Raw genomic sequence first — 23,333 nt, forward strand, 5'->3', positions numbered from 1 at the left:
ACTTTAGACGCCCTTTTGAATCACGCCGAAGAACACCATGACGGCGGTAACCGCGATCCACAGAATGGCCAGCGGGATGAAGACCTTCCAGCCCAGGCGCATGATCTGGTCGTAGCGGAAGCGCGGGAAGCTGGCACGGAACCAGATGTAGGCACTGGCGAAGAAGAACACCTTGACGAACAGCCACGGTGCACCGCCCTTCCAGATCCAGTCGACCAGCGGCGAGATGTCGCCCGGGTTGACCCAGCCCTGGATCGGGCTCAGCCAGCCGCCGAGGAAGAAGATCGAGATCAGGAAGCTGATCAGGATCATGTTCGCGTATTCGGCCAGGAAGAACAGGGCGAACGCACCGCCGGAGTACTCGACCATGTGGCCGGCGACGATTTCCGATTCGCCTTCCACCACGTCGAACGGCGCGCGGTTGGTTTCAGCCACGCCCGACACCCAGTAGATGACGAACAACGGGAACAGCGGCAGCAGGAACCAGTCGAAGAAACCGGAATTACCGGCCTGCGCCATCACGATGTTGCTCAGGTTCAGGCTGCCCGACGCGATCATCACGCCGACCAGGGCGAAGCCCATCGCGATTTCGTAGCTGATCATCTGCGCCGAGGCGCGCATGGCACCCAGGAACGCGTACTTCGAGTTCGACGCCCAACCGGCCAGGATGATGCCGTAGATGCCCAGCGAGGTCATCGCCAGCAGGTACAGCAGGCCGGCGTTGGCGTTGGACAGCACGATCTGCGAATCGAAGGGCACCACCGACCAGGCCGCGAAGGCCGGCGCCAGGGTGATCAGCGGTGCCAGCAGGTAGATCGCCTTGTTGGCGCTGCTCGGCTGGACCACTTCCTTGAACAGCAGCTTGAAGACGTCGGCGAAGGCCTGGAAGATGCCCATGCCCACGTACATCGGGCCGTGGCGGACGTGCATCCAGCCGATCAGCTTGCGTTCCCAGACCACGTAGAAGGCCACCGAGACGATCACCGGAACGGTGATCACCAGGATCTTCAGGATGATCCAGATCAGCGCGCCGATGTCACCGAGGCCAAGCAGCCACTGGTGCAGCGGGTCGACCGCGTTCAACAGCAATTCGTTCATGCAGCCACCACCGTTACGCGAGCGGCACCCAGCGGCGCGGTCGCGCCGTGGCCCGATTCAATCCAGACCGAACCCGCAGCGACGCGGGCGTCGACCACCACCGGCAGGGTGGCCTTGCCGGCATCGGTGCCGACCTTGGCCATCTGCCCTTCCTGCAGCTGCAGGCGAGCGGCATCTTCAGCGTTCAGCACGATGCGCGGGGCGTTGTTGAGCGGATGCGACTGCAGCGCCGGGGCGCGACGGACCACCGCATCGGTGCGGTAGATCGCGGCGGTCGAAGCCACTTCCAGGCCTTCGCCGGCAACGCCCGGCTGCGCCGAAGCGGCAACGGTGACCGACACCGCGGCCAGGCTGGCACGCAGGCCGGCCAGGTCGGTGAAGTCGAAACCGGCCAGCGCCATGTCGCCGCCCAGTGCGCGCAGCACGCGCCAGCCTTCACGGGCCTCGCCCGGCAGCTTGCCGCCGGCACGGGCCGACTGCTCGCGACCATCGAGGTTGGTCAGGGTGGCGTCGATTTCCGGCAGCGCGCCGATCGGCAGGATCACGTCGGCAACGTCGCGGGTGGAGACGCAGGCGAACTGGCTGAAGGCCACCACCTGGGCGCCGACCAGCGCCTTGCGCGCGGCAGGTGCATCGGCGAAGTCCAGGCCCGGCTCAAGGCCGTACACCACGTAGGCCTGGCGCGGCTGCGCCAGCATCGCGGCGACGTCCTTGCCGGCCGGTAGCACGCCGGCGCGGGTCAGGCCAACGGCGTTGGCGCCCTGCGGGATGCGGCACAGCTTGGCACCGGTGGCGGCGGCGAACTCACGCGCAGCGGCGCGGATGGCGGCAGCCTGCGGGTGGTTTTCGGCGATGCCACCGACGATCAGCACGGTGTTGTTGCCGCCCTGCACTGCCGAACGCAGCTCGGCGTTGGCCAGCGCGTCGACGAACTTCGACGGTGCGACGATCTGCTTGCCGGCAATGCTGAAGGCGAAGTCGAAGTCCACCGGGTTGACGACGTGGATCTTCGCGCCGTTGGTGGTCTGCGCCTTGCGCAGGCGGGCGTGCAGCAGCGGCAGTTCGTGGCGGATGTTGCTGCCCAGAACGACGATGCGGTCGGCGCCTTCGATCTCGGCCAGCGGCAGGCCGAACACTTCGGCGGTTGCGGCGTCGGAGAAATCGCGGTTGTTGATGCGGTGATCGATGTTGCTCGAGCCCAGGCCCTTGGCCAGGCGGGCCAGCAGCGCGCCTTCCTCGTTCGAGGTGGACGGATGCACCAGCACGCCCAGGTTGTCGCCCTGGTTCGCCTTGAGGATCTCGGCGGCCGCGGCCAGGCCTTCGGCCCAGCTCACTTCCTTCCACTCGCCATTGACCTTGCGCAGCGGCTTGACCGCACGGTCTTCGCTGTACAGGCCCTGGTGCGAGTAGCGGTCACGATCGGACAGCCAGCACTCGTTCACCGCTTCGTTGTCGCGCGGCACGGTGCGCAGCACTTCGCCGCGACGCACGTGCAGGAACAGGTTCGAACCCATCGCGTCGTGGTAGCCCAGCGATTCGCGCGCGGTCAGTTCCCACGGGCGGGCGCGGAACTGGAACACCTTGTTGGTCAGCGCGCCGACCGGGCAGACGTCGACGACGTTGCCGGACAGCTCGGTGGTCAGCGGCTTGCCGTCGAAGGTACCGATCTGCAGGTTCTCACCGCGGTACATGCCACCCAGCTCGTAGGTACCGGCAACGTCGGCGGTGAAGCGGACGCAGCGGGTGCACTGGATGCAACGGGTCATCTCGGTGGCGACCAGCGGGCCCATGTCCTCGTCCGGCACCACGCGCTTGCGCTCGTTGAAGCGGCTGACCGAACGGCCATAGCCCAGCGACACGTCCTGCAGCTCGCACTCGCCGCCCTGATCGCAGATCGGGCAGTCCAGCGGGTGGTTGATGAGCAGGAACTCCATCACCGAGCGCTGGAACTTCAGTGCCTTCTCGCTTCGGGTGGCGACCTTCATGCCATCCATCACCGGGGTGGCGCAGGCCGGCGCCGGCTTCGGCGACTTCTCCACGTCAACCAGGCACATGCGGCAGTTGGCGGCGATCGGCAGCTTCTCGTGGTAGCAGAAGCGCGGAATCGAAATGCCGGCCTTGTCGGCCGCCTGGATGATCATCGAGCCCTTGGGCACGACCAGCGACTTGCCATCGATCTCGATGGTGACGTGATCGGGTGGGACGCTCGGATTTACGGGTTGCGCGCTCATGCGGCGGCTGCCTCCACCTTCTTGCCGTCAACCATCGAATGACCGTTGACGATGTAGTACTCGAACTCGTCCCAGAACTGGCGCAGGAAGCCCTGGATGGGCCATGCAGCCGCTTCGCCGAACGCACAGATGGTGTGGCCTTCGATCTGGCCGGCCACCGCCTTCAGCTGGTGCAGGTCTTCCATCGTGGCCTTGCCGGCGACGATGCGCTCCAGCACGCGGTGCATCCAGCCGGTACCTTCACGGCACGGGGTGCACTGGCCGCAGGATTCCTTGTGGAAGAACTGGCTGATGCGGCAGGCGAACTTGACGCAGCAGACGCTGTCGTCGAGCACCACGATCGCACCCGAACCCAGGCCGGAGCCCAGCGCACGGATGGTGTCGTAGTCCATCGGCAGATCCTTCAGCTCGGCCGCGGTCAGCACCGGCATCGACACGCCGCCCGGGATCGCGCCCTTCAGGGTGCGGCCCGGACGCAGGCCACCGGCCATTTCCAGCAGGTCGTGGAATTTGGTGCCGAGCGGCACTTCGAAGTTGCCGCCGTTCTGCACGCAGCCGGACACCGAGAAGCACTTCGGACCGCCATTGGCGGTCAGGCTCAGGCCCTTGAACCACTCCGGACCGTTGCGGATGATCGCCGGCACCGAACCGTAGGTTTCGGTGTTGTTGATCGTCGACGGCTTGCCGTACAGGCCGAAGTTGGCCGGGAACGGCGGCTTGTAGCGCGGCTGGCCCTTCTTGCCTTCCAGCGATTCCATCAGCGCGGTTTCTTCGCCGCAGATGTACGCGCCGGCGCCCAGCGCGCCGTAGATGTCGATGTCCACGCCCGAGCCCATCACGTTCTTGCCCAGCCAGCCGTTTGCATAGGCGTCGGCCAGGGCCTGCTCGAAGTGCTCGAACGGCTCGTGGTGGAACTCACCGCGCAGGTAGTTGTAACCCACGGTCGAACCGGTGGCGTAGCAGGCGATCGCCATGCCTTCCACCACCGAATGCGGGTTGTAGCGCAGGATGTCGCGGTCCTTGCAGGTGCCCGGCTCGGATTCGTCCGAGTTGCAGAGGATGTACTTCTGCATGTTGCCCTTGGGCATGAAGGACCACTTCAGGCCGGTCGGGAAGCCTGCGCCACCGCGGCCGCGCAGGCCCGAGGCCTTGACCATCTCGATGACCTGCTCCGGCGGGATCTTCTCTTCGAGGATCTTGCGCAGGGCGGCGTAGCCACCGGTCTTCAGGTAGCTTTCGTACGACCACGGGGTGTCGTAATGCAGGGTGGTGTAGACCACCTGGTGCGGCAGCGGCGCGGGGCCGACCGGACCCTTGGATTCGTGGTGATGTGCCATGCCCTTACTCCAGCCCGTCCAGCAGCTCGTCGACCTTTTCCAGGGTCAGACGCTCATGGTAGTGACCGTTGATGACCATCATCGGCGCGCCACCGCAGCCGGCCAGGCACTCTTCCTCGCGCTTGAGGTAGACGCGGCCGTCCGGGGTCGATTCACCGTGCTTGATGCCCAGCTTCTTCTCGCAATGGCGGACGATGTCCTCGGCGCCATTGAGCCAGCAGCTGATGTTGGTGCAGATGGCCACGTTGTTGCGGCCCACCTTCTCAGTCTCGAACATCGAGTAGAAGCTGGCGACCTCGTAGGCCCACACCGGCGGCAGGTCGAGGTACTTGGCCACGCCGGCGATCAGTTCGTCGGTCAGCCAGCCCTCGTTCTGCTCCTGGGCCGCATGCAGGCCCTGCAGCACGGCAGAGCGCTTGCGGTCCGGCGGGAACTTGGACAGCCAGTGATCGATGTGAGCGCGGGTCTTGTCGCTCAGCACCACCATCGGGTCGACGTCGCGCGCCGCCTCGAAATTACCTGTCGCCTTCATCGGCCGACCTCAGCGAAATGCATAACGTGAAATTCCAGAAACTGCGGCGCCGGCTTGCGCCGGCTGCCTGCAGCGGGCGTTGGCGTGGCGGACGGCATTACCGGTCAACCTCGCCGAACACCAGGTCGTAGGTACCGATCATCGCCACCACGTCGGCCAGCATGTGGCCGCGCACGATCGAATCGATCGAGGACAGGTGGGCGAAGCCCGGTGCGCGCAGGTGCACGCGGAAGGGCTTGTTGGCGCCATCGGAGACCAGGTAGCAGCCGAACTCGCCCTTGGGCGCTTCCACTGCCGCGTAGGTTTCGCCGGCCGGCACGCAATAGCCTTCGCTGAACAGCTTGAAGTGGTGGATCAGCGCTTCCATGTCGTCCTTCATGTCCTCGCGCTTGGGCGGAGCGACCTTGAAGTTCTTGACCATGACCGGGCCGGGGTTGGCCTTCAGCCACGCCACGCACTGCTTGATGATGCGGTTGGACTCGCGCATTTCGGCAACGCGGACCAGGTAGCGGTCGTAGCAGTCGCCTTCCTTGCCCAGCGGGATGTCGAAATCGACGGCATCGTACTTGGCGTACGGGCGCTTCTTGCGCAGGTCCCAGGCGATGCCCGAACCGCGCAGCATCACGCCGGTCATTCCCCACTGGTGGGCCAGTTCCGGAGTGACCACGCCGATGCCGACGGTACGCTGCTTCCAGATACGGTTGTCGGTCAGCAGGGTTTCGTATTCGTCGATGCGCTTGGGGAACTCGACGGTGAAGTTCTCCAGGAAGTCCAGCAGCGAGCCTTCGCGCGAAGCATTGAGCTGCTTCAGCGCCTTGCCCTTGTGCCAGCGCGATTCCTTGTACTTCGGCATGTGGTCCGGCAGGTCGCGGTAGACACCGCCCGGACGGTAGTACGCCGCGTGCATGCGCGCGCCGGAGACCGCTTCGTAGCAGTCCATCAGCTCTTCGCGCTCGCGGAAGGCGTACAGCATCACCGCCATCGCACCCAGGTCGAGCGCGTTCGAACCCAGCCACATCAGGTGGTTGAGGATGCGGGTGATTTCGTCGTACATGGTGCGAATGTACTGCGCACGCTCCGGCGCCTCGATGCCCATCAGGGTCTCGATCGCGCGCACGTAGGCGTGCTCGTTGCACATCATCGACACGTAATCCAGGCGATCCATGTAGCCGATCGACTGGTTGAACGGCTTGGACTCGGCCAGCTTTTCGGTACCACGGTGCAGCAGACCCACGTGCGGGTCGGCGCGCATGATGGTTTCGCCGTCCATTTCCAGGATCAGGCGCAGCACACCGTGAGCGGCCGGATGCTGCGGGCCGAAGTTCATGGTGTAGTTGCGGATTTCCTGCCGGCTCTCGGCGGCGTTGCTGGCGAATGCTTCGCCGGCCTGGTGTACGTGGCTCACTTCACTGCCTCCTGCGCGCGCTCACCTTCTGCGGTCTGCAGACGGGCGTCGTCGCGGATCACGCGCGGCACGCCGACGCGCGGCTCCACCGAGGTGACCGGTTCGTAGATCACGCGCTTCTTCTCTTCGTCGTAGCGGACTTCGACATTGCCGATCAGCGGGAAGTCCTTGCGGAACGGATGGCCGACGAAACCGTAGTCGGTCAGGATCCGGCGCAGGTCCGGGTGGCCTTCGAAGATCACGCCGTACAGGTCGAACGCTTCGCGCTCGAACCAGTTCAGGCCCGGCCAGATATTGGTCAGCGAGGACACCACCGGCAGCGCTTCGTCAGGGGCGAAGCAGCGCAGGTGCATCATCAGGTTGTGCTGGTACGAACGCAGCTGGGCGACCACGGCGAAGCGCTGGGTCGGCATGTGCTGCGGGCGGGCACCGTCGGCACCGTTTTCCTCGGTGGGGAACTCGCCCCACGCGAAGCGGCCCTGGGCCTTGCCTTCGACGCCACGGCTGAAGCCCTGCGAGGACACGTCAGCGGTGTCCCATTCGTCGGAGCCATAACCGAGGTAGTCGACGCCGCAGAGATCCACGGCCTGTTCGAAACCAAACTCGTCACGCAGCGCCAGGGCGGTGGCGTGCCACTCGGCGGCAGGCACTTCCAGCGTCACTTCGCCGCGGGGTTCGACCACGATGACCTTCGCACCTGCGAAACGTGCGGAGAGTCGGTCGATGAAGGATGCTTGCTCTGCCATGGGGGCTTGGCGCGCTCTTGTCAGGTGAAGGGGTCAGCGGGCGATGGTCTGTGTACGCCAGATCTTCTTCTGCAGCTGCAGGATCCCGTACACCAGCGCCTCGGCGGTCGGCGGGCAGCCCGGGACGTAGACGTCCACCGGCACCACGCGATCACAGCCGCGCACGACAGAATAGGAGTAGTGGTAATAGCCACCGCCGTTGGCGCAGCTACCCATCGAGATGACCCACTTCGGGTCCGGCATCTGGTCGTAGACCTTGCGCAGCGCCGGGGCCATCTTGTTGACCAGGGTACCGGCCACGATCATCACGTCGGACTGACGCGGCGACGGGCGGAACACCACGCCGTAGCGGTCAAGGTCCAGGCGCGCGGCGCCGGCGTGCATCATCTCGACCGCGCAGCAGGCGAGACCGAAGGTCATCGGCCACATCGAGCCGGTGCGCGCCCAGTTCAGCAGTGCGTCGACGCTGGTGGTGACGAAGCCCTTTTCCAGCAGCGGGTTGTCGCCTTCCGGCCGCAGGATGTCATCAACCCGGCCTTCCGGCGACGGGTTGTTCATGAGGCCATCGAGAGTCTGAATCACTCCCATTCCAGCGCTCCCTTCTTCCAGACGTAAATGAAACCGAGGAACAGCATGCCGACGAACAGGCCCATGGTGACCAGCGAACGGGCGCCCAGTTCCATGAAGACCTGGGTCCACGGCACGATGAAGATGATTTCCAGGTCGAAGACGATGAACTGGATCGCGATCAGGTAGTAGCGCACGTCGAACTTCATGCGCGCGTCTTCGAAGGCCTCGAAGCCGCACTCGTACGGCGACAGCTTTTCCAGATCGGGGCGGCGGGGACCGAGGAATCGACCAACCAGCATCAGCGTAATGCCGATACCGGTGGCAACGATCAGAAACAGCAGAGACGGCAAATATTCGGCCAGCACAGCGATTCTCTCTTGCCTCTGCCGCTGCGCCTGCAGGCGCTTTGGCATGGGGGAGTGGACGGGAATCTGCCTGACGCCTTGCGCGCCAGACGAACCCGCTTTACTTACAAATGGTGCCCAAGAGGGGACTCGAACCCCTACGACTTGCGTCGCTACCACCTCAAGGTAGTGCGTCTACCAATTCCGCCACCTGGGCAAACGATCACATCAGACTATCTTCCCGATGCGCCGCGTATTGTAACCGGCTTCAGTCTTTCTGGGAGCCTTCCGAAGGCTTTTCTTCACCAGAAACCGAAGATTCCGCCTTAGCCGGCACATTCGCGGCCGGAACCGGGGCTGCCGGGACCGCATCGGCCTTCGGAACGGCCGGCAGTTCGCCCGCCGGAGCCGCCGGAGCGGTCGCCGCCGGGGCGGACATCAGGCCCAGATCCTGGTCGGCCGCCGGACGGGTGCCGTGACCGGCATACCAGGCCATGAAGAGGCTGATGCCAAAGAACACGACAGCCAGCCACTTGGTCGACTTGGACAGGAAGTTCGAGGCGCCGCGCGCACCGAACACCGTGCCCGAGGCACCGGCACCAAAGCCCGAACCCGCCGCCGCACCCGAGCCACGCTGCATCAGGATCAGCGCGATCATGGCCACAGCGACCAGCACGTAAACGACATTGAGGATCAACATCAGCATTGGAAACCGCCCTCGGACAATACTTCTAGGATTAGTTCGCGGCCGCCGCCCGTGCGATGGCCAGGAAGTCCGCGGCCACCAGGGAGGCGCCGCCGACCAGCCCACCATCGACATCCGGCTGCGCGAACAGTTCCCCGGCATTGTCGGGTTTCACGCTACCGCCGTAAACAATGGGCAGTGAATCAGCGATTCTAGCATCGATACGCGCGACTTCGCCACGGATGAACGCGTGCACCTGCTGTGCCTGTTCCTTGCTGGCGGTACGACCGGTGCCGATGGCCCAGACCGGCTCGTAGGCGACCACGGCCTTGGCGAAACCGGCCGCGCCGACCAGCTCCAGCACCGGCGCCAGCTGGCTGGCGATGACCGTTTCGGTCTGCCCAGCCTCACGCTGCTCCAGCGTCTCGCCCACGCACAGCACTGGCACCAGGCCAGCATGCTGGGCGGCGGCGAACTTGCGCGCGACCAGCTCGCTGCTTTCATGGTGGTACTGGCGACGCTCGGAGTGGCCGACCAGGCCATAGCGGGCCCCGACCTCGACCAGCATGGCCGCGCAGACCTCGCCGGTATAGGCGCCCTTCTCGTTGCTGCTCACGTCCTGCGCACCAAAGGCCAGGCCGGTCGCGCCGAAGTCCTCGACCAGCTCGCCCAGGTACGGCAGCGGCGGCAGGATCACCACGTCCACCCCCTCCAGCGGCAGCCCGGCGGCCACCTGCCCCAGCAGTTCATTGGCGAATTGACGGCTGCCATGCAGCTTCCAGTTTCCGGCGACGATCTTGCGGCGCATGAGCGGGTGGCTCCTGTGTGAAGTCAGCCGGTCATGATACCCGCTACGGCAAAAATCCGTTTCCGTGTAAGCGGTTACATGGATTTTCAGCCAATGGCGCAGCCCCTCGTGGCGGGCCGGCTGGGTTGGGTGGGTCGCGGAGAGCCCGGTTGGATTTGGGGCTTGACCGGGCGGGCGGGACTGCGCAGGGGGCGCTGCAAGTCCCCCTCCGGGGCCCGGCCCAGCCGCTGGCGGCTGTGCCGGACCGCGGAGCGGGGTTTACGGCGTGTCCTGCCAACCCACACCGCCCCGCCCAATCAGCAGAAACCCAGAGCCGCTTCGGCTTTGGACTTGCCGGCCAGCGGCCGGCACTACCGCGGGTGCAGGGCGCAGCCCTGCAAAGAAAAAGGCCGCCTTTCGGCGGCCTCACTTTTCTTTACTTCAGCTTGATCTCGCGCAGGCGTTCCTCGAGGAAGCCGTGGGCGGTGATCGCCTCCGGGTACCGGCTCGGGTTCTCCGGGGTGATGCACGAAGGCAGCACGTCGATCAGGAAGTCCGGGTTCGGGTGCAGGAAGAACGGCACCGAGTAGCGCGGCTGGCGTGCCAGGTCACCCGGGGGGTTGACCACGCGATGGATGGTCGACGGATACACGTGGTTGGTCAGGCGCTGCAGCATGTCGCCGATGTTGACCACGATGGTGTCCGCGTCCGAGGTGAACGGCACCCATTCGCCCTCGTGCGACTGCACTTCCAGGCCCGCGGCACTGGCGCCGACCAGCAGGGTGATGAAGTTGATGTCGCCGTGGGCACCGGCACGCACGTTCGGAATGTCGTCGGTGGTGATCGGCGGGTAGTGGATCGGGCGCAGGATCGAATTGCCGAAGTTGGTCTTGTCGGCGAAGAAGTTCTCCGGCAGGCCGATGTGCAGGGCCAGCGCCGACAGCACGCGCGAACCCAGGTTGTCCAGCGCCTGGTACAGGCCGTAACCGCGCTCGCGGAAGCCCTCGACCTCGGTCGGCCACAGGTTCGGCGCCATCACGTCACGGTACTTGGAGTCGTCGGCGATCTCGCGGCCGATGTGCCAGAACTCCTTCAGGTCGAAGTGCTTGGAGCCCTTGGCAGTCTCCACGCCGAAGGGGGTGTAGCCGCGGGCGCCGCCGCTGCCGGCCACGTGGTACTTGCGCTTGACCTCTTCCGGCAGGGCGAAGAAGGCCTTGAAGGCATCGTAGGCCGCGTCGATGTCGGCCTGCGGGATGCCGTGGTTGCGGATGCCCGCGAATCCCCATTGGCGATAGGCCGCGCCCAGCTCGGCCACGAAGGCCTCGCGGTCGCTGTCGAAACGGGTGATATCGAGGGTGGGGATCTGGCTCACAGCGGTTCCTGGCTTGTCGTTGGGTCTGAGGGGGCCAGCGCATTTATGGCCCGCATGAACATTGTGACAGATCGCCCGGGGGACGCCACTCGATACGAAGAAACAAACCGATACAATGCGCGACCCGCGCGCGGCGTAACGCTTCCGTCACGTTCGGCCCCTCCCCTTTCCCCGCGTTCCCTGAATCCGCCTCGACATGCCCGCAGCCGCCCCTGCCACCCCCGACAATGAAGGTTCCGCCCGGCGCTGGCGCCGGCTGGCCTGGTGGTCGCTGTTCGTCGCTGGCAATGCGGCCCTGGCTGCGGCGATCGCCCTGGGCAACGTGCCGCTGCGTGACAATCCGGGCGGCAGCGCGGGCCTGGCCTACCTGGCGATCGCCCTGCCCGGGCACCTGCTCGCCTTCGGCGCGCTGGCCGGTCTGCTGCCGCTGCTGCTGGGTCTGTGGCCGCGCAGTGCGCGTACGTTGAGCATCAGTGCCGTACTGCTGCAGGGCCTGTGGCTGTGCCTGCTGCTGGTCGACGCCAAGGTCTTCACCCTGTACCGCTTCCACCTCAACGCCATGGTCGTGAACATGGTGTTCGGCGGCGCCCTGCAGGACCAGGTCGCCCTGTCCTGGAAGACCTGGCTGCAGGTCGCGCTGCTGGTCGCTGCGGTCTTCACCGCCGAAGGCCTACTGGCTTGGGCGTGCTGGAAACTGCTGCCGGCCGCGCCGCGCCGGCGACGGGTACTGCAGGCCTGGGCAGTGGTCGCGCTGCTGATGGGCGGCGGGCAGGTCGCCACGGCCTACTACGACGCCCGCGGCGACCGCGATGTGATCGCGCAGTGGAACTACCTGCCGTGGGCGCAACCGATCACCGCCAAGAGCTTCATGCGGCGCCTGGGCGTGGTCAGCCAACAGCAGGCCGGCCTGCCCGACCCGCGCCATGCGCAGCTGCTGTACCCGCTGAACCCGTTGCGCTGCCAGAGCCCGCATCGCCCCAATGTGCTGATGGTGGTGCTGGAATCGCTGCGCCAGGACGTGCTGACACCGCAGCTGATGCCCAACACGTCGGCGCTGGCGCAGGACGCGCGCGTGTTCGATCACCACTTCAGCACCGGCAATGCCACCCGCTACGGCCTGTTCGGGCTGCTGTACGGCCTACCCGGGGGCTACTGGCCAAGCATGCTCGACGAGCAGCGGGGCTCGCAGCTGTTCCAGGTGCTGGGCCAGCAGGGCTACGACCTGCACCTGTACGGCAGTGCGCCGTTGTACAGCCCGGAATTCGATCGCACGGTGTTCGCCGATGTGCGCGACCAGCTGCACCAGGGGCCATCGGCCCTGAAGTCCGACGGCCGCGACCGCGCGATCATCAGCGCATTGCAGCAGGACATCCGCGCCAGCCAGGCCGCGCAGCGCCCGTGGTTCGGCTTCGTGTTCCTCGATTCCACCCACGCGCCCTACCACATGCCCGACGGTTACCCGCCGGTGGCGACGCCGATGGCTGCGGACATCGACTTCCTCAAATTCGGCCCGGAGCATGACCCGACGCCGGAACTCAATCGCTACCGCACCGCCGTGCACTACGCCGACAGCCTGATCGGCTCGCTGCTGGACGACCTGCGCGCCCAGGGCCTGGCCGAGGACACCATCGTGCTGGTCACCGGTGACCATGCCGAAGAGTTCAACGATCTCAAGCTGAACTATTGGGGCCACAACGGCAACTTCTCCGACTACCAGCTGCAGGTCCCGTTCGTGCTGCATTGGCCGGGCAAGGCCGCTGGTCACGACACACGCACCAGCTCGCACGAAGACTGGGTGCCGACACTGATGCGCCACGCGCTGGGTTGCGAGAACGCACTGACCGATTACAGCACCGGCCAGGACCTGCTGGCCGAGCCGCAGGGCACGCGTGCGCTGGTGGTCGAAAGCTGGTCGCAGCGCGCGGTGCGCCATGGCAATGCCATCTACGTGTTCGACAAGTTCGGCAACGCCACCGCTCTGGACCTGCGCTACCGGCCGCTGCCACAGCAGGCGCCCGATGCGGCCGCCGTACGCACTGCATGGGAAGCGCTGACCCGCTTCCGCAACCGCTGACCCTCAAGGATCGATCCTGCATGAACCGTCCGCTGCGCATCCTGCACACCGAAGCCGCCAAGGGAATGGGTGGGCAGGAGATCTACATCTTCCGCCACATGCAGGTGATGCGCGCGCGTGGCCACGAGGTGGCGCTGTTGTGCCAGCCCGAAGCGCGACTGGCCCAGCTGGCACGCGATGATGGTTTCACCGTGCACACCCTGCGCATGGGCGGCCTGCTGCGCCTGCTGCGCGGCATCTGGTCGGTCTCGCGCCTGGTGCGCCGCGAACGCTATGACGTGGTCAACACCACCAGCCGCCGTGACGCGCTGATCGCTGCCGCCGGCGCACGCCTGGGCGGCACGCCGCTGGTGGTGCGCTCGCGCCACCTGATGAGCCCGGTCAACTCGCTGCTGACCTATACCGGCCTGCCGCACCGGGTGCTGACCGTCAGCAGCTTCGTCAAGCAGCTGCTGGCCGAGCGCGGCATTCCGGCCGAACACATCGGTATCGTGCCGCCCATCGCGGTCCCGCCGCGCTGGAGCGAGATCCGCAAGGACGATCCCTGGCAATGCCTGCAGGAGGTACGCGCGGACGTGCGCGCCGAGCTCGGCTTCGGCGAACAGGACATCGTGGTCGGTTGCGTGGCGGTGCTGCGCGAACCCAAGGGCCATGCCGACCTGCTGCAGGCGATGGTGCCGCTGTGCAAGACGCACCCGAACCTGCACCTGGTGGTGGTCGGCGATGGCCAGCCGGTCATGGATCGGCTGCAGGCGCTGCGCGACGAGCACGGGCTGCAGCAGCAGGTCCACCTGCTCGGCTATCGTGATGGCGCATGCCGGCTGATGGCCGGCTTCGACGTCTTCGCGCTGGCTTCGCACAAGGAAGCGGCCGGTACCGTCTTCCTGGAGGCCGCCTATGTCGGGGTGCCGATCGTGGCCACGCGCGTAGGTGGCGTGCCGGAGATGGTGGTCGATGGCAGCAATGCGATCCTCACCCGGCTGGGCGACAATGCAGCCCTGACAGGCGCCCTGCGCCTGCTGGTGGACGATCCGGAACGGCGGCGGCAGATGGGCCGCGCCGGCTGGGACTGGATGCGCAGCGCGCACCGGTTCACTCCCGACGGCCACGGTGAGACCACCGAACACTATTACCACCAGTGGCTGAAGGAGCTGGGACATGGCTGATGCCCGAACCGTACCGGTGCTGATGCACCACCACGTCAGTCCGTCGCCGGGCATGATCACCGTGTCGCCGGAGAATTTCGAGAGCCAGATCGCATGGTTGGCCGGCAACGGCTGGACCTCGCTGACACTGGACCAGTACGCCGGCTTCCTGGCCGGCAAGCCGGTGCCGCGCAAGTCGATCGTGATCACCTTCGACGATGGCTACCTGGACAACTGGGTGTATGCGCACCCGATCCTGCAGAAGTACGGCATGCACGCTGTGGTGTTCGTGGTCACCGGCTGGATGGGCGAAGGCCCGGAGCGGCCCCACGCGGGGCTCGCCGGGGCAACGTTGCCTGCCACGCCGGATCATCGCGGCTGCGAAGCGGCGATCTACGAGCAGAACCGCAGCGACGACGTGATGATGCGCTGGAGCGAAGCGCGCGCAGCCATCGCCGCCGGCACCTTCGAAGTGCATTGCCACACCCATACCCACACCCGTTGGCTGCGCCGCGACGACCTGGACCGCGCACAGCGCCGTGCCGGCCTGAGCCACGACCTGGCAGTCTCACGCGAAGTCCTGCGGGACAAGCTCGGCGAGGTGTCCGATACGCTGTGCTGGCCGTATGGCGATTTCGACCAGGACCACATCGAGGTGGCACGCGAGCACGGCTTCCGCTACCTGCATACCACCCACCCGTTCGGCCGCAACGTGGTGGGCGGCGATCCGGAACGCATCTACCGCTTCGCGATCCGCAACCGCCCGGCGAGCTGGTTGCGCAAGCGCATCGCCCAGAGCTACACCCCCCTGATCGCGCCACTGTTCAATGGCTTCAAGGCGCGCCAGAAGAAGATGGTGCCGGGGCCGTGAACCCGACAACCTCCCCGCCCATGGGGGCGTGGGAGGCCTGCGACGGTGTCAGAAGAATCGCCCGTACACGACCTGCACGATCTCACCGTTGCCGGTATTGATCAGCAGCGCGTCCGGCCCATAGCGCACCCATTCAAAGCCCATCGGTGGCATGTCCAGGCCGAACAGCCAGAAGTCGTTGAGGATGTAGTCGCCAACCCAGTAGGGGCGCGGCAGGATCTGGCCGTAGTGCCAGCGCTGGTAGGCGTAGCCGACGGGCGGATGGTACGGGCCGATGCGGAAGGCGTGGTCGGCACGGAAATTGTGCCGGTACTCTTCACGGAACACGGGGCGCGCATTCCCCAGTTCGCGCGGACGCTCCATACGCGGATAGCCCCACGGCGCACGCATGGGCTCCTCGCGTGGGACGGTCATATGCGGCCCGCCTTCGGGGCGACGTTCGGCAGCGGCAATGGAAACGCCACCCAGCAACGGCAGCACCAGCAGCGCACCTGCCAGCAGGCAGCGGCTGTAGCGCAATGAGGTATTCATGGTCGTGGTCCTTGCAACGAAAGAAGAAGGATGGAGCGCGATCCGCTCCGACCGGGTCCCTGCCTGCGCGGACGCTGCATGACTGCAAGGGATCCTGATCCCGGGAATACGCCGGGCATCGTTCACGACGCGTCACAAAGTGCACAGCCGCAGCTGAACATGATCGCGGGTCGCGATCGATTCATACAGTGCCGCTGTAAAGCGACATGGCCGCGGAAGCGGCCATGTCGAGAAGTGCCAGGTTTTACCGCCGCCTGCCTCAGGCGGCGGCTTCACGTACCGCCGCGGACAGGCGGTCCAGCGTGTCCTGCATCAGCGTTGCATCATCAGCCTCGACCGTGACCCGCACCACCGGCTCGGTACCGGACGGGCGCAGGAACGCACGGCCACGGCCGGCCACCGACTGCTGTGCGACGGCCAGCGCGGCCTGCACGCTGTCGGCCTGCACCGTGGCCTTGGCCGAGACATTGCCCAACCGCACGTTGACCGTCTTCTGCGGCACCCGCACCAGTCCTTTCAGCGCCTGGCGCAGGGTCTGCCCGCTGTTGCGCAACGCCACCAGCACCTGCAGGGCACTGACGATACCGTCGCCGGTGGTCGCCCGATCCAGGCACAGCAGGTGGCCGGAGGCTTCACCGCCGAGCACGCCACCACCCTCGATCAGCGCCTGGTGCACGTAGCGATCACCGACGTTGCTGCGCACGAACGGGATCTGCAGATCGGCGAAGGCCTTCTCCACGCCGTAGTTGCTCATCAGCGTGCCGACCACCGGGCCACGCAGGCGGCCTTCGGCCTGCCATGCACGGGCCAGGATATACAGCAGGTCATCGCCGTCGACCGGGTTGCCCTGGTCGTCGGCCATCAGCACGCGGTCGCCATCACCGTCGAAGGCGATGCCGAGATCCGCGCGGGTTTCGCGGACCTTGGCGGCGAGGTTGTCGATATGGGTGGAGCCCACGCCGGCGTTGATGTTGACGCCGTTGGGCTCGGCACCAATGCCGATCACCTCGGCACCCAGCTCGCGGAACAGCAGCGGTGCGATCTGGTAGGTGGCGCCGTGCGCGCAGTCCAGCACCAGGCGCACGCCACGCAGGTCGAACGCGCGTGGCACGCTGGCCTTGCAGAACTCGATGTAGCGGCCGACCGCTTCGCGAGCACGCGACGCCTTGCCCAGCTTTTCCGATTCGGCGGTGGTGAACGGAACGTCCAGCGCCGCTTCCAGGGCCAGCTCGGTGGCATCGTCGAGCTTCTCGCCCTGGGCGGAGAAGAACTTGATGCCGTTGTCGTAGTGCGGGTTGTGCGAGGCGCTGATGACGATGCCGGCATCCACACCGAGCGTACGGGTCAGGAACGCCACCGCCGGGGTCGGCATCGGCCCCAGCAGCTGCACGTCGGCACCGGCGGCGACCAGGCCGGCTTCCAGTGCCGCTTCGAACATGTAACCGGAAATGCGGGTGTCCTTGCCGATCACCACGATCGGCCGGCGCCCGTCCTGGCCGCGCTGGGCGACCAGGACACGGCCCAGGGCGTTGCCCAGGCGCAGCACGAAGTCGGCCGAGATCACGCCCTGGCCGACCCGCCCACGGATGCCATCAGTACCGAAGTACTTGCGGCCTCCCATCAAGCCACCTCCGGCGCCGGCTGACGGCCAAGCATTGCCAGCAGATCGGACAGGCGGTCGCGCATTTCGCGGCGGTCGCAGATCTGGTCGATGGCACCGTGCTCCAGCAGGAACTCCGAGCGCTGGAAGCCTTCCGGCAGCTTCTCGCGCACGGTCTGCTCGATCACGCGCGGGCCGGCGAAGCCGATCAGCGCCTGCGGTTCGGCGATGTTGATGTCGCCCAGCATCGCGAAGGAGGCCGACACGCCACCGGTGGTCGGATGGGTCAGCACCGAGATGTAAGGCAGGCCGGCTTCACGCAGCTTGCCCAGCGCGGCCGAGGTCTTGGCCATCTGCATCAGCGAGAACAGGCCTTCCTGCATGCGGGCGCCACCGCTCTGCGAGAAGCACACATAGGGCGCACCGATCTCGACCGCGGTCTCCGCGGCTAGTGCGAAACGCTCGCCGACCACCGAGCCCATCGAGCCGCCCATGAAGGCGAAGTCGAAGGACGATGCCACCAGCGCACGGCCCTTGAGCAGGCCGCGCATGGCGATCAGCGCATCGTACTCGCCGGTGTTCTTCTGCGCGATCTTGATGCGCTCGCTGTACTTCTTCTGGTCCTTGAACTTGAGCAGGTCGGTCGGGCCCAGGCGCGCACCGATCTCGGTGGTGCTGTCAGCGTCGAACAGGGCGGCCAGGCGCGCACGCGCACGGATCGCCATGTGATGGCCGCACTTCGGGCAGACTTCCAGGTTCTCTTCCAGTTCCGGACGGTACAACGCGCTGCCGCAGTTGCTGCACTTTTCCCACAGGCCCTCGGGGACACTGCGCTTCTTGCTGGGGGTGTTGTCGGTGCGGATGCCGGACGGCATCAACTTGCTGAGCCAACTCATGCGGGAGGACACTTCCGTTCAGGGCGGCCCAGGGGCCGCAAAGGCGGACAGTCTAGCTCCGCTTTCCCTGCCCGTGCACCCCCTTGCCGGCCACGGGGCAGCCGGAAAAAACCATGCTGGGACGTACGTTTAGGTGCTGGGAGTGCCGGCCACTGGCCGGCAGCCCCTGTGCGCAGGCGGGTACGGAGGATGCCGGCCAGCGGCCAGCACCACCGTTACGCGTCCAGCGCCTGCCGCAGCGGGGCGAGGAAGGCCCGGGCGCGCTGCGCGGCCTCTTCCGTCGAGCCCGCTTCGGCCAGCGCCGCCACCAGCGCGCTGCCCACCACCACGCCGTCGGCCTGGCGGGCCATGGCTGCGGCACTGTCAGCATCCTTGATGCCGAAGCCCGCCACCACCGGCACCGACGCACGCGCGCGCAAGGCCTGCAGGCGGGCACTGGCGGCATCGCTGTCCAGGCGCTCGGACGCGCCGGTGACACCGGCAAAGCTGACGTAATAGAGATACCCACGGGCCAGCGCCAGCAGCTTGTCGGCACGCGCCTCGCTGGTGGTCGGCGACGCCAGCAGGACCAGCGCAAGGCCGGCCGCGTCGAACGCCTGCAGCGCTTCGCCGGCTTCTTCCGGCGGCAGGTCGACCAGCAGCACGCCGTCCACGCCGGCGTCGACGGCGGCCCTGGCGAAGGCCGCGTAGCCATGGATCTCCACCGGGTTGAGGTAGCCCATCAGCACCACCGGGGTCTGCGCATCGCGCTCGCGGAACTGCGCCACGGCCTGCAGGACGTAGCGGCTGCCCGCACCGCGTGCCAGCGCGCGCTCGGAGCTGCGCTGGATGGTCGGGCCATCGGCCATCGGGTCGGAGAACGGCACGCCCAGTTCGATCACGTCGGCACCGGCATCGACCAGTGCGTGCATGACCGGCACGGTGGCCTCCAGCGAGGGATCACCGGCGGTAATGAAGGGAATCAGCGCTTTGCGCTGCTGTTCGCGCAGACGCTGGAAACAGGCATCGAGTCGGGATACGGACATTTCAGGCACATCCTTCAATCAGTTCAATCGCATCACTGGTTCCCCAGTACATCCGGGTGACCTTCCCTTCAAACAGTTCCAGGCGGATGCCCAGGTCCGAACCCGGGTCCTGCCAAGTGAGGTACTCGCCCTGGTCACCGTCGTAGGCATGCGGGCTGGATACCGGCGGCTTCGGAAACTGGGCCATGGCCTGGGCGCGGGTCATGCCGACACGCAGGCCGAACGGACCGGGCTGTTCAACCGGCAGCTCAGGGTCGTCGCCCGGCTTCAGATCGAAACGGACCACGCGGTCGTCGTCGGTCATCATCGACACGCCTGGCGGCAGCCCCCTGCCGTCGTAGTACTCGCAGTCGCCTTCGAAGAACTCTTTCGCGCCCTGCGCCTTCCAGGGGCCCAGTGACTTCAGGTCACCCATATGCTGGCCAACCAGCACGTCACCGGCGTGGTCCAGCGCCACCGACGCCACCGCCGGCGCGTCATCGCTGTTCGTGCCCTCTTCGGAGGGCGGATCGACAATCGGCGCACGCGCCATCGGGTCGAGGTCATCGTTGGCGGCCGCCTGCTGTGCCGGCTGCGTGGTGGCCTTGGCAGCCGGTGCCAGCACCGGCGGCTCCGGCGGCTGGCACGCGGCCAACCCCAGCGCCAGCAGCAGCACGCCACTGTTGCGCAACAGCGCGCTCACAGCACCAGCCCTTCGCGCGCGGCAATGGTATGCACGTCCTTGTCGCCACGGCCGGACAGGTTGCACAGCACGATCTGGTCACGCGGACGCTCACGCGCCAGCTTGATCGCCTGCGCCAGTGCGTGGCTGGACTCCAGTGCCGGCAGGATGCCCTCGGTATGCGCCAGCAGGTGGAAGGCCTGCAGCGCTTCTTCATCGGTGATGCCGAGGTAGCGCGCACGGCCGGTATCGGCCAGGAATGCATGCTCCGGACCGACGCCCGGATAGTCCAGGCCGGCCGACACCGAATGGGTCTCGATGATCTGGCCGTCGTCGTCGCACAGTACATAGGTGCGGTTGCCATGCAGCACGCCCGGGCGACCGGCAGCGATCGATGCGGCGTGGCGCCCGGTGCTGATGCCGTCACCGGCGGCTTCAGCGCCGACGATCTCGACCTGGCGGTCGTTGAGGAAGGCATGGAACAGGCCGATGGCGTTGCTGCCGCCGCCCACGCAGGCGGTGATCGCATCGGGCAGGCGGCCATACTCGGCCAGCATCTGCTCGCGTGCTTCGCGGCCGACGATGGCGTTGAAGTCGCGCACCATGCGCGGATAGGGATCCGGGCCGGCGACCGTACCGATGATGTAGAAGGTGTCCTGCACATTGGTCACCCAATCGCGCATCGCTTCGTTGAGCGCGTCCTTCAGGGTGGCCGAGCCGGAGGTGACCGGCACCACCGTCGCGCCGAGCAGCTTCATGCGGTAGACGTTGATCTTCTGCCGCTCGATGTCGGTGGCGCCCATGTACACCACGCATTCCAGGCCCAACCGCGCGGCAACCGTGGCACTGGCCACGCCGTGCTGGCCGGCACCGGTCTCGGCGATGATGCGCTTCTTGCCCATCCGCGCCGCCAGCAGCGCCTGGCCGATGGTGTTGTTGATCTTGTGCGCGCCGGTGTGGTTCAGGTCTTCGCGCTTGAGCAGGATCTGCGCACCGCCGACATGGTCGCTCAGCCGCTGGGCGTGGTAGATCGGGCTCGGCCGGCCCACGTAATGGGCCAGGTCGCGGTCGTAGGCGGCCTGGAATGCCGGGTCCTGGCGGGCCTGGTCATAGGCCTGGGCCAGTTCCTGCAGCGGGCCGACCAGGGTTTCGGCAACGAAGCTGCCGCCGTAGCGGCCGAAATGGCCCTGGGCATCCGGGAAGGCGTGGTAGTCGGCAATGGGGGAGGCAGACATGGAAGCGACCGCTGGTTCGGGACAGGTGGATACTCTAGCGCACGGGTCGTGACCGGAAAATGGATATTATCTGGCGCATATCGTCAGGAAATCTCACATGAGCCGTTCCCTGCTGCCCCCCCTCAATGCGCTGCGCGCGTTCGAGGCCACCGCCCGTCTCGGCGGAGTTGGCCGCGCCGCACAGGACCTGCATGTCACCCACGGCGCGGTCAGCCGGCAGTTGAAGCTGCTGGAAGACCATCTCGGCCTGGCGCTGTTCCAGCGTGCCGGTCGCGGCCTGCGCCTGACCGCTGCGGGCACGCGCCTGCAGGCAGCGTGCAGCGAGGCCTTCAGCGGCATCGAAGACTGCGTGCGCGAACTGCGGCGGCCGGCGGCGGCCCCGGCGCTGGTACTGGGCTGCAGCGGCAGCGTGCTGGCGCGCTGGATGATCCCGCGCCTGCCTGCGCTGCAGGCCGCCCTGCCCGGTGTGCGCCTGCAGTGGTCGGCGCTGGATGGCAGCTTCACCGAGGCGCAGTCAGCGCTGGATGCGGTCCTGCTGCTGGCGCAGGGGCCGTGGCCCCGAGGCTGGCAGGTGCGTGAGCTGGCACCGGAACGGGTCGGCGTGGTGGTGGCACCCTCGCATCCGGCCGCGCAGCGACTGCGGCATGTACCACCCTCGGCGCTGCTGCAGGAGACGCTGCTGCACACCAGCTCACGGCCACAGGCGTGGCCGGCGTGGGCGCAGGCGCATGATCTGGACACCTCGAAGCTGCAGCTGGGCACCGCCTTCGAGCATCTGTACTACCTTCTGGAGGCGGCCGTGGCCGGGCTGGGTCCGGCGATCGCGCCCGAGCCGCTGGTGGCCGAGGACCTGGCCGCGGGCCGGTTGGTCGCACCCTGGGGATTTGCTGCCACCGGTGGCTTCTGGGTGCTGGCGCGACCGGATGGTCTGGCCGATGCGCGCGTGGATGCGCTGGCCGACTGGCTGGGCCAGCAACTCCGTTGACAACGAGAAAGGGGACGGAGGGAATCAAGTCGTATGTGGCGTATACGACTTAATCCCCTCCGTCCCCTTTTTCTTTATTTCAGGGTGCGGTGGGGGCGGCCAGCCGCTGCTGCAGGTCTTCGCGCAGGCGCGACAGTTCCACTTCCGCCTGCTGCCGCTGCTGCATGCCTTCGCGATGGATGCTGCGCACTTCCTCGACCGTGGCGATCAGCTGGTCGTGCACATGGCGCAGGGTGGCCACGTCGATCACCCCACGCTGGTTGCTGCGGGCGGTATCCACCGAAGCCTGGCGCAGCAGGTCGGCATTGCGGCGCATCAGCTCGTTGGTGGCATCATCGATGGCCGTGGACAGTTCGACCGCCGCCTTCTGTTCGCCCAGCGAGAGCTGGATGGCGAACTGGCGCTTCCACGACGGAATGGTGATGTCGCGGACGGTGTTGAACTTCTCGATCAGCTGCAGCGCGTTGGCCTGGATCAGGCGGATCATCGGCAGCGACTGGTCGGCGGCGTGCTGCATCAGCTGCAGGTCGGACACGCGCTTTTCGATCAACCGGATCGCGTTGTCGATCTCGCCCTGGCGGATGCGCTGCTGCGGATCCTCACTGCCCTGCCCGGCCAGCTGTTCGGCCTGCAGTTCGCCCAGCCGCTGCTTGCCCGCAGCCGCATACAGGCCGAGCGCATGGCGTTCTTCGCGGACGATGTCGTGCATGCGGTCGAATTCGCCCACGCGCTTGGCCATCAGGGCCTGCTGCACACCGACGTCGCCCAGCAACTGCTCGATCTGCGCGTTGGTGTCGCTGAACTTCTGCACCAGCTCGCCCTTGGATACGCGCAGGCGGTCGATCAAGCCACCGATCACAGGCACCTTCGATCGCTGTGCGAAGCCGTCCAGCTTCAGGCTGCGTGCGATGCGCACGACTTCGCCCAGCTTCTCGCCACTGGCATCGAGGTCGCGATTGCGCACCTGGTCCAGCAACTGGCTGGAAAACGCTGCGGTGCGCGTGGCCGCTTCGCGACCGAAGACCTGCAGGTTGCCCGGGCGCAGATCTTCCAGCTCCAGACGGATCTCGGCGATGCGCGGCAGATCCTCGCGGACCAGTCCCAGCGCCTGCAGTGCGCCTTCATCGAGCGCAGCGGCGATGGTCGTGCCGGGCACGAGGGCACCGGGGGTCTGGCTGTCCTGGGTCATCGGGCAGTCTCCTT

At 66.7% G+C, this 23,333-nt stretch carries 22 protein-coding genes and 1 tRNA gene; 4 read left to right on the top strand and 19 right to left on the bottom strand.

Features of this window, described 5'->3' with window-relative positions:
• Positions 1-3: 3 nt before the first annotated feature.
• The 12 genes from nuoH to EGM71_RS14495 form a co-directional block, all read right to left on the bottom strand.
• Positions 4-1,098: an NADH-quinone oxidoreductase subunit NuoH gene (gene nuoH, locus EGM71_RS14440; RefSeq protein WP_012511706.1), complete on the bottom strand. Its 1,095-nt coding sequence runs from the start codon at positions 1,096-1,098 to the stop codon at positions 4-6.
• Positions 1,095-3,329 (bottom strand): NADH-quinone oxidoreductase subunit NuoG, encoded by a 2,235-nt coding sequence (gene nuoG / locus EGM71_RS14445; RefSeq protein WP_188485459.1) that lies wholly within the window; start codon positions 3,327-3,329, stop codon positions 1,095-1,097. The genes nuoH and nuoG overlap by 4 nt, the downstream gene beginning before the upstream one ends.
• On the bottom strand, positions 3,326-4,666 hold the full coding sequence (gene nuoF / locus EGM71_RS14450) for an NADH-quinone oxidoreductase subunit NuoF (RefSeq protein WP_005410459.1): 1,341 nt from the start codon (positions 4,664-4,666) through the stop codon (positions 3,326-3,328). Before nuoF ends, nuoG begins: the two co-directional genes overlap by 4 nt.
• A gap of 4 nt (positions 4,667-4,670) precedes the next feature.
• Positions 4,671-5,198, bottom strand: coding sequence for an NADH-quinone oxidoreductase subunit NuoE (gene nuoE / locus EGM71_RS14455; protein ID WP_006381132.1), 528 nt, complete (start codon positions 5,196-5,198; stop codon positions 4,671-4,673).
• Positions 5,199-5,295: 97 nt separating this feature from the next.
• Positions 5,296-6,603, bottom strand: a complete 1,308-nt coding sequence (locus EGM71_RS14460; RefSeq protein WP_006458796.1) for an NADH-quinone oxidoreductase subunit D — start codon at positions 6,601-6,603, stop codon at positions 5,296-5,298.
• A complete protein-coding gene (locus tag EGM71_RS14465) occupies positions 6,600-7,349 on the bottom strand; it encodes an NADH-quinone oxidoreductase subunit C (RefSeq protein ID WP_188485460.1) in 750 nt (249 codons plus the stop codon). The genes EGM71_RS14460 and EGM71_RS14465 overlap by 4 nt, the downstream gene beginning before the upstream one ends.
• A gap of 33 nt (positions 7,350-7,382) precedes the next feature.
• A complete protein-coding gene (locus tag EGM71_RS14470) occupies positions 7,383-7,937 on the bottom strand; it encodes a NuoB/complex I 20 kDa subunit family protein (RefSeq protein WP_005417936.1) in 555 nt (184 codons plus the stop codon).
• Positions 7,928-8,284, bottom strand: a complete 357-nt coding sequence (locus EGM71_RS14475) for an NADH-quinone oxidoreductase subunit A (protein WP_005414075.1) — start codon at positions 8,282-8,284, stop codon at positions 7,928-7,930. Before EGM71_RS14475 ends, EGM71_RS14470 begins: the two co-directional genes overlap by 10 nt.
• 111 nt (positions 8,285-8,395) lie before the next feature.
• Positions 8,396-8,480 (bottom strand) — tRNA-Leu (locus tag EGM71_RS14480).
• Between the two features lie 51 nt (positions 8,481-8,531).
• Positions 8,532-8,969 (bottom strand): preprotein translocase subunit SecG, encoded by a 438-nt coding sequence (secG, locus tag EGM71_RS14485; RefSeq protein ID WP_014037951.1) that lies wholly within the window; start codon positions 8,967-8,969, stop codon positions 8,532-8,534.
• A 31-nt stretch (positions 8,970-9,000) separates the two neighbouring features.
• Positions 9,001-9,756, bottom strand: coding sequence for a triose-phosphate isomerase (gene tpiA, locus EGM71_RS14490; RefSeq protein WP_188485461.1), 756 nt, complete (start codon positions 9,754-9,756; stop codon positions 9,001-9,003).
• Positions 9,757-10,171: 415 nt separating this feature from the next.
• Positions 10,172-11,107 carry an isopenicillin N synthase family dioxygenase gene (locus EGM71_RS14495; protein ID WP_188485462.1) on the bottom strand — a complete coding sequence of 312 codons (936 nt, stop codon included), beginning with the start codon at positions 11,105-11,107 and terminating at the stop codon, positions 10,172-10,174.
• A 196-nt stretch (positions 11,108-11,303) separates the two neighbouring features.
• Between EGM71_RS14495 and EGM71_RS14500 the strand changes: the two genes are divergently transcribed.
• From EGM71_RS14500 to EGM71_RS14510, 3 genes are read left to right on the top strand one after another with little or no spacing between them, the layout of a single operon-like run.
• Positions 11,304-13,181, top strand: coding sequence for a DUF3413 domain-containing protein (locus EGM71_RS14500; protein ID WP_188485463.1), 1,878 nt, complete (start codon positions 11,304-11,306; stop codon positions 13,179-13,181).
• A 20-nt stretch (positions 13,182-13,201) separates the two neighbouring features.
• Positions 13,202-14,347 carry a glycosyltransferase family 4 protein gene (locus tag EGM71_RS14505; RefSeq protein ID WP_188485464.1) on the top strand — a complete coding sequence of 382 codons (1,146 nt, stop codon included), beginning with the start codon at positions 13,202-13,204 and terminating at the stop codon, positions 14,345-14,347.
• Positions 14,340-15,197, top strand: coding sequence for a polysaccharide deacetylase family protein (locus EGM71_RS14510; RefSeq protein WP_188485465.1), 858 nt, complete (start codon positions 14,340-14,342; stop codon positions 15,195-15,197). Before EGM71_RS14505 ends, EGM71_RS14510 begins: the two co-directional genes overlap by 8 nt.
• Before the next feature lie 48 nt (positions 15,198-15,245).
• Here the strand turns inward: EGM71_RS14510 and EGM71_RS14515 are convergent, their stop codons facing one another.
• The 6 genes from EGM71_RS14515 to trpB all read right to left on the bottom strand — a co-directional run bounded on the left by EGM71_RS14515 (position 15,246) and on the right by trpB (position 21,145).
• A complete protein-coding gene (locus EGM71_RS14515) occupies positions 15,246-15,728 on the bottom strand; it encodes an RcnB family protein (protein WP_188485466.1) in 483 nt (160 codons plus the stop codon).
• A 259-nt stretch (positions 15,729-15,987) separates the two neighbouring features.
• Complete coding sequence (gene glmM, locus EGM71_RS14520; protein WP_014037959.1) at positions 15,988-17,349, bottom strand: phosphoglucosamine mutase; 1,362 nt, start codon at positions 17,347-17,349, stop codon at positions 15,988-15,990.
• Positions 17,349-18,224: an acetyl-CoA carboxylase, carboxyltransferase subunit beta gene (gene accD / locus EGM71_RS14525; RefSeq protein WP_005410473.1), complete on the bottom strand. Its 876-nt coding sequence runs from the start codon at positions 18,222-18,224 to the stop codon at positions 17,349-17,351. Before accD ends, glmM begins: the two co-directional genes overlap by 1 nt.
• Before the next feature lie 215 nt (positions 18,225-18,439).
• On the bottom strand, positions 18,440-19,249 hold the full coding sequence (trpA, locus tag EGM71_RS14530; RefSeq protein ID WP_188485467.1) for a tryptophan synthase subunit alpha: 810 nt from the start codon (positions 19,247-19,249) through the stop codon (positions 18,440-18,442).
• 1 nt (position 19,250) lies between these two features.
• Positions 19,251-19,931, bottom strand: a complete 681-nt coding sequence (locus EGM71_RS14535) for a hypothetical protein (protein ID WP_188485468.1) — start codon at positions 19,929-19,931, stop codon at positions 19,251-19,253.
• Complete coding sequence (gene trpB, locus EGM71_RS14540; protein WP_014647880.1) at positions 19,928-21,145, bottom strand: tryptophan synthase subunit beta; 1,218 nt, start codon at positions 21,143-21,145, stop codon at positions 19,928-19,930. The genes EGM71_RS14535 and trpB overlap by 4 nt, the downstream gene beginning before the upstream one ends.
• 97 nt (positions 21,146-21,242) lie before the next feature.
• Here trpB and EGM71_RS14545 point away from each other — a divergent pair, with 97 nt between their 5' ends.
• Positions 21,243-22,130, top strand: a complete 888-nt coding sequence (locus EGM71_RS14545; RefSeq protein ID WP_188485469.1) for a LysR family transcriptional regulator — start codon at positions 21,243-21,245, stop codon at positions 22,128-22,130.
• A 79-nt stretch (positions 22,131-22,209) separates the two neighbouring features.
• On the opposite strand, the gene EGM71_RS14550 is transcribed toward EGM71_RS14545, so the two are convergent.
• Complete coding sequence (locus EGM71_RS14550; RefSeq protein ID WP_188485470.1) at positions 22,210-23,319, bottom strand: toxic anion resistance protein; 1,110 nt, start codon at positions 23,317-23,319, stop codon at positions 22,210-22,212.
• Positions 23,320-23,333 lie beyond the last annotated feature (14 nt).

This window comes from Stenotrophomonas maltophilia (genome assembly GCF_006970445.1).
Taxonomy (GTDB): Bacteria; Pseudomonadota; Gammaproteobacteria; order Xanthomonadales; family Xanthomonadaceae; genus Stenotrophomonas; species Stenotrophomonas maltophilia_AU.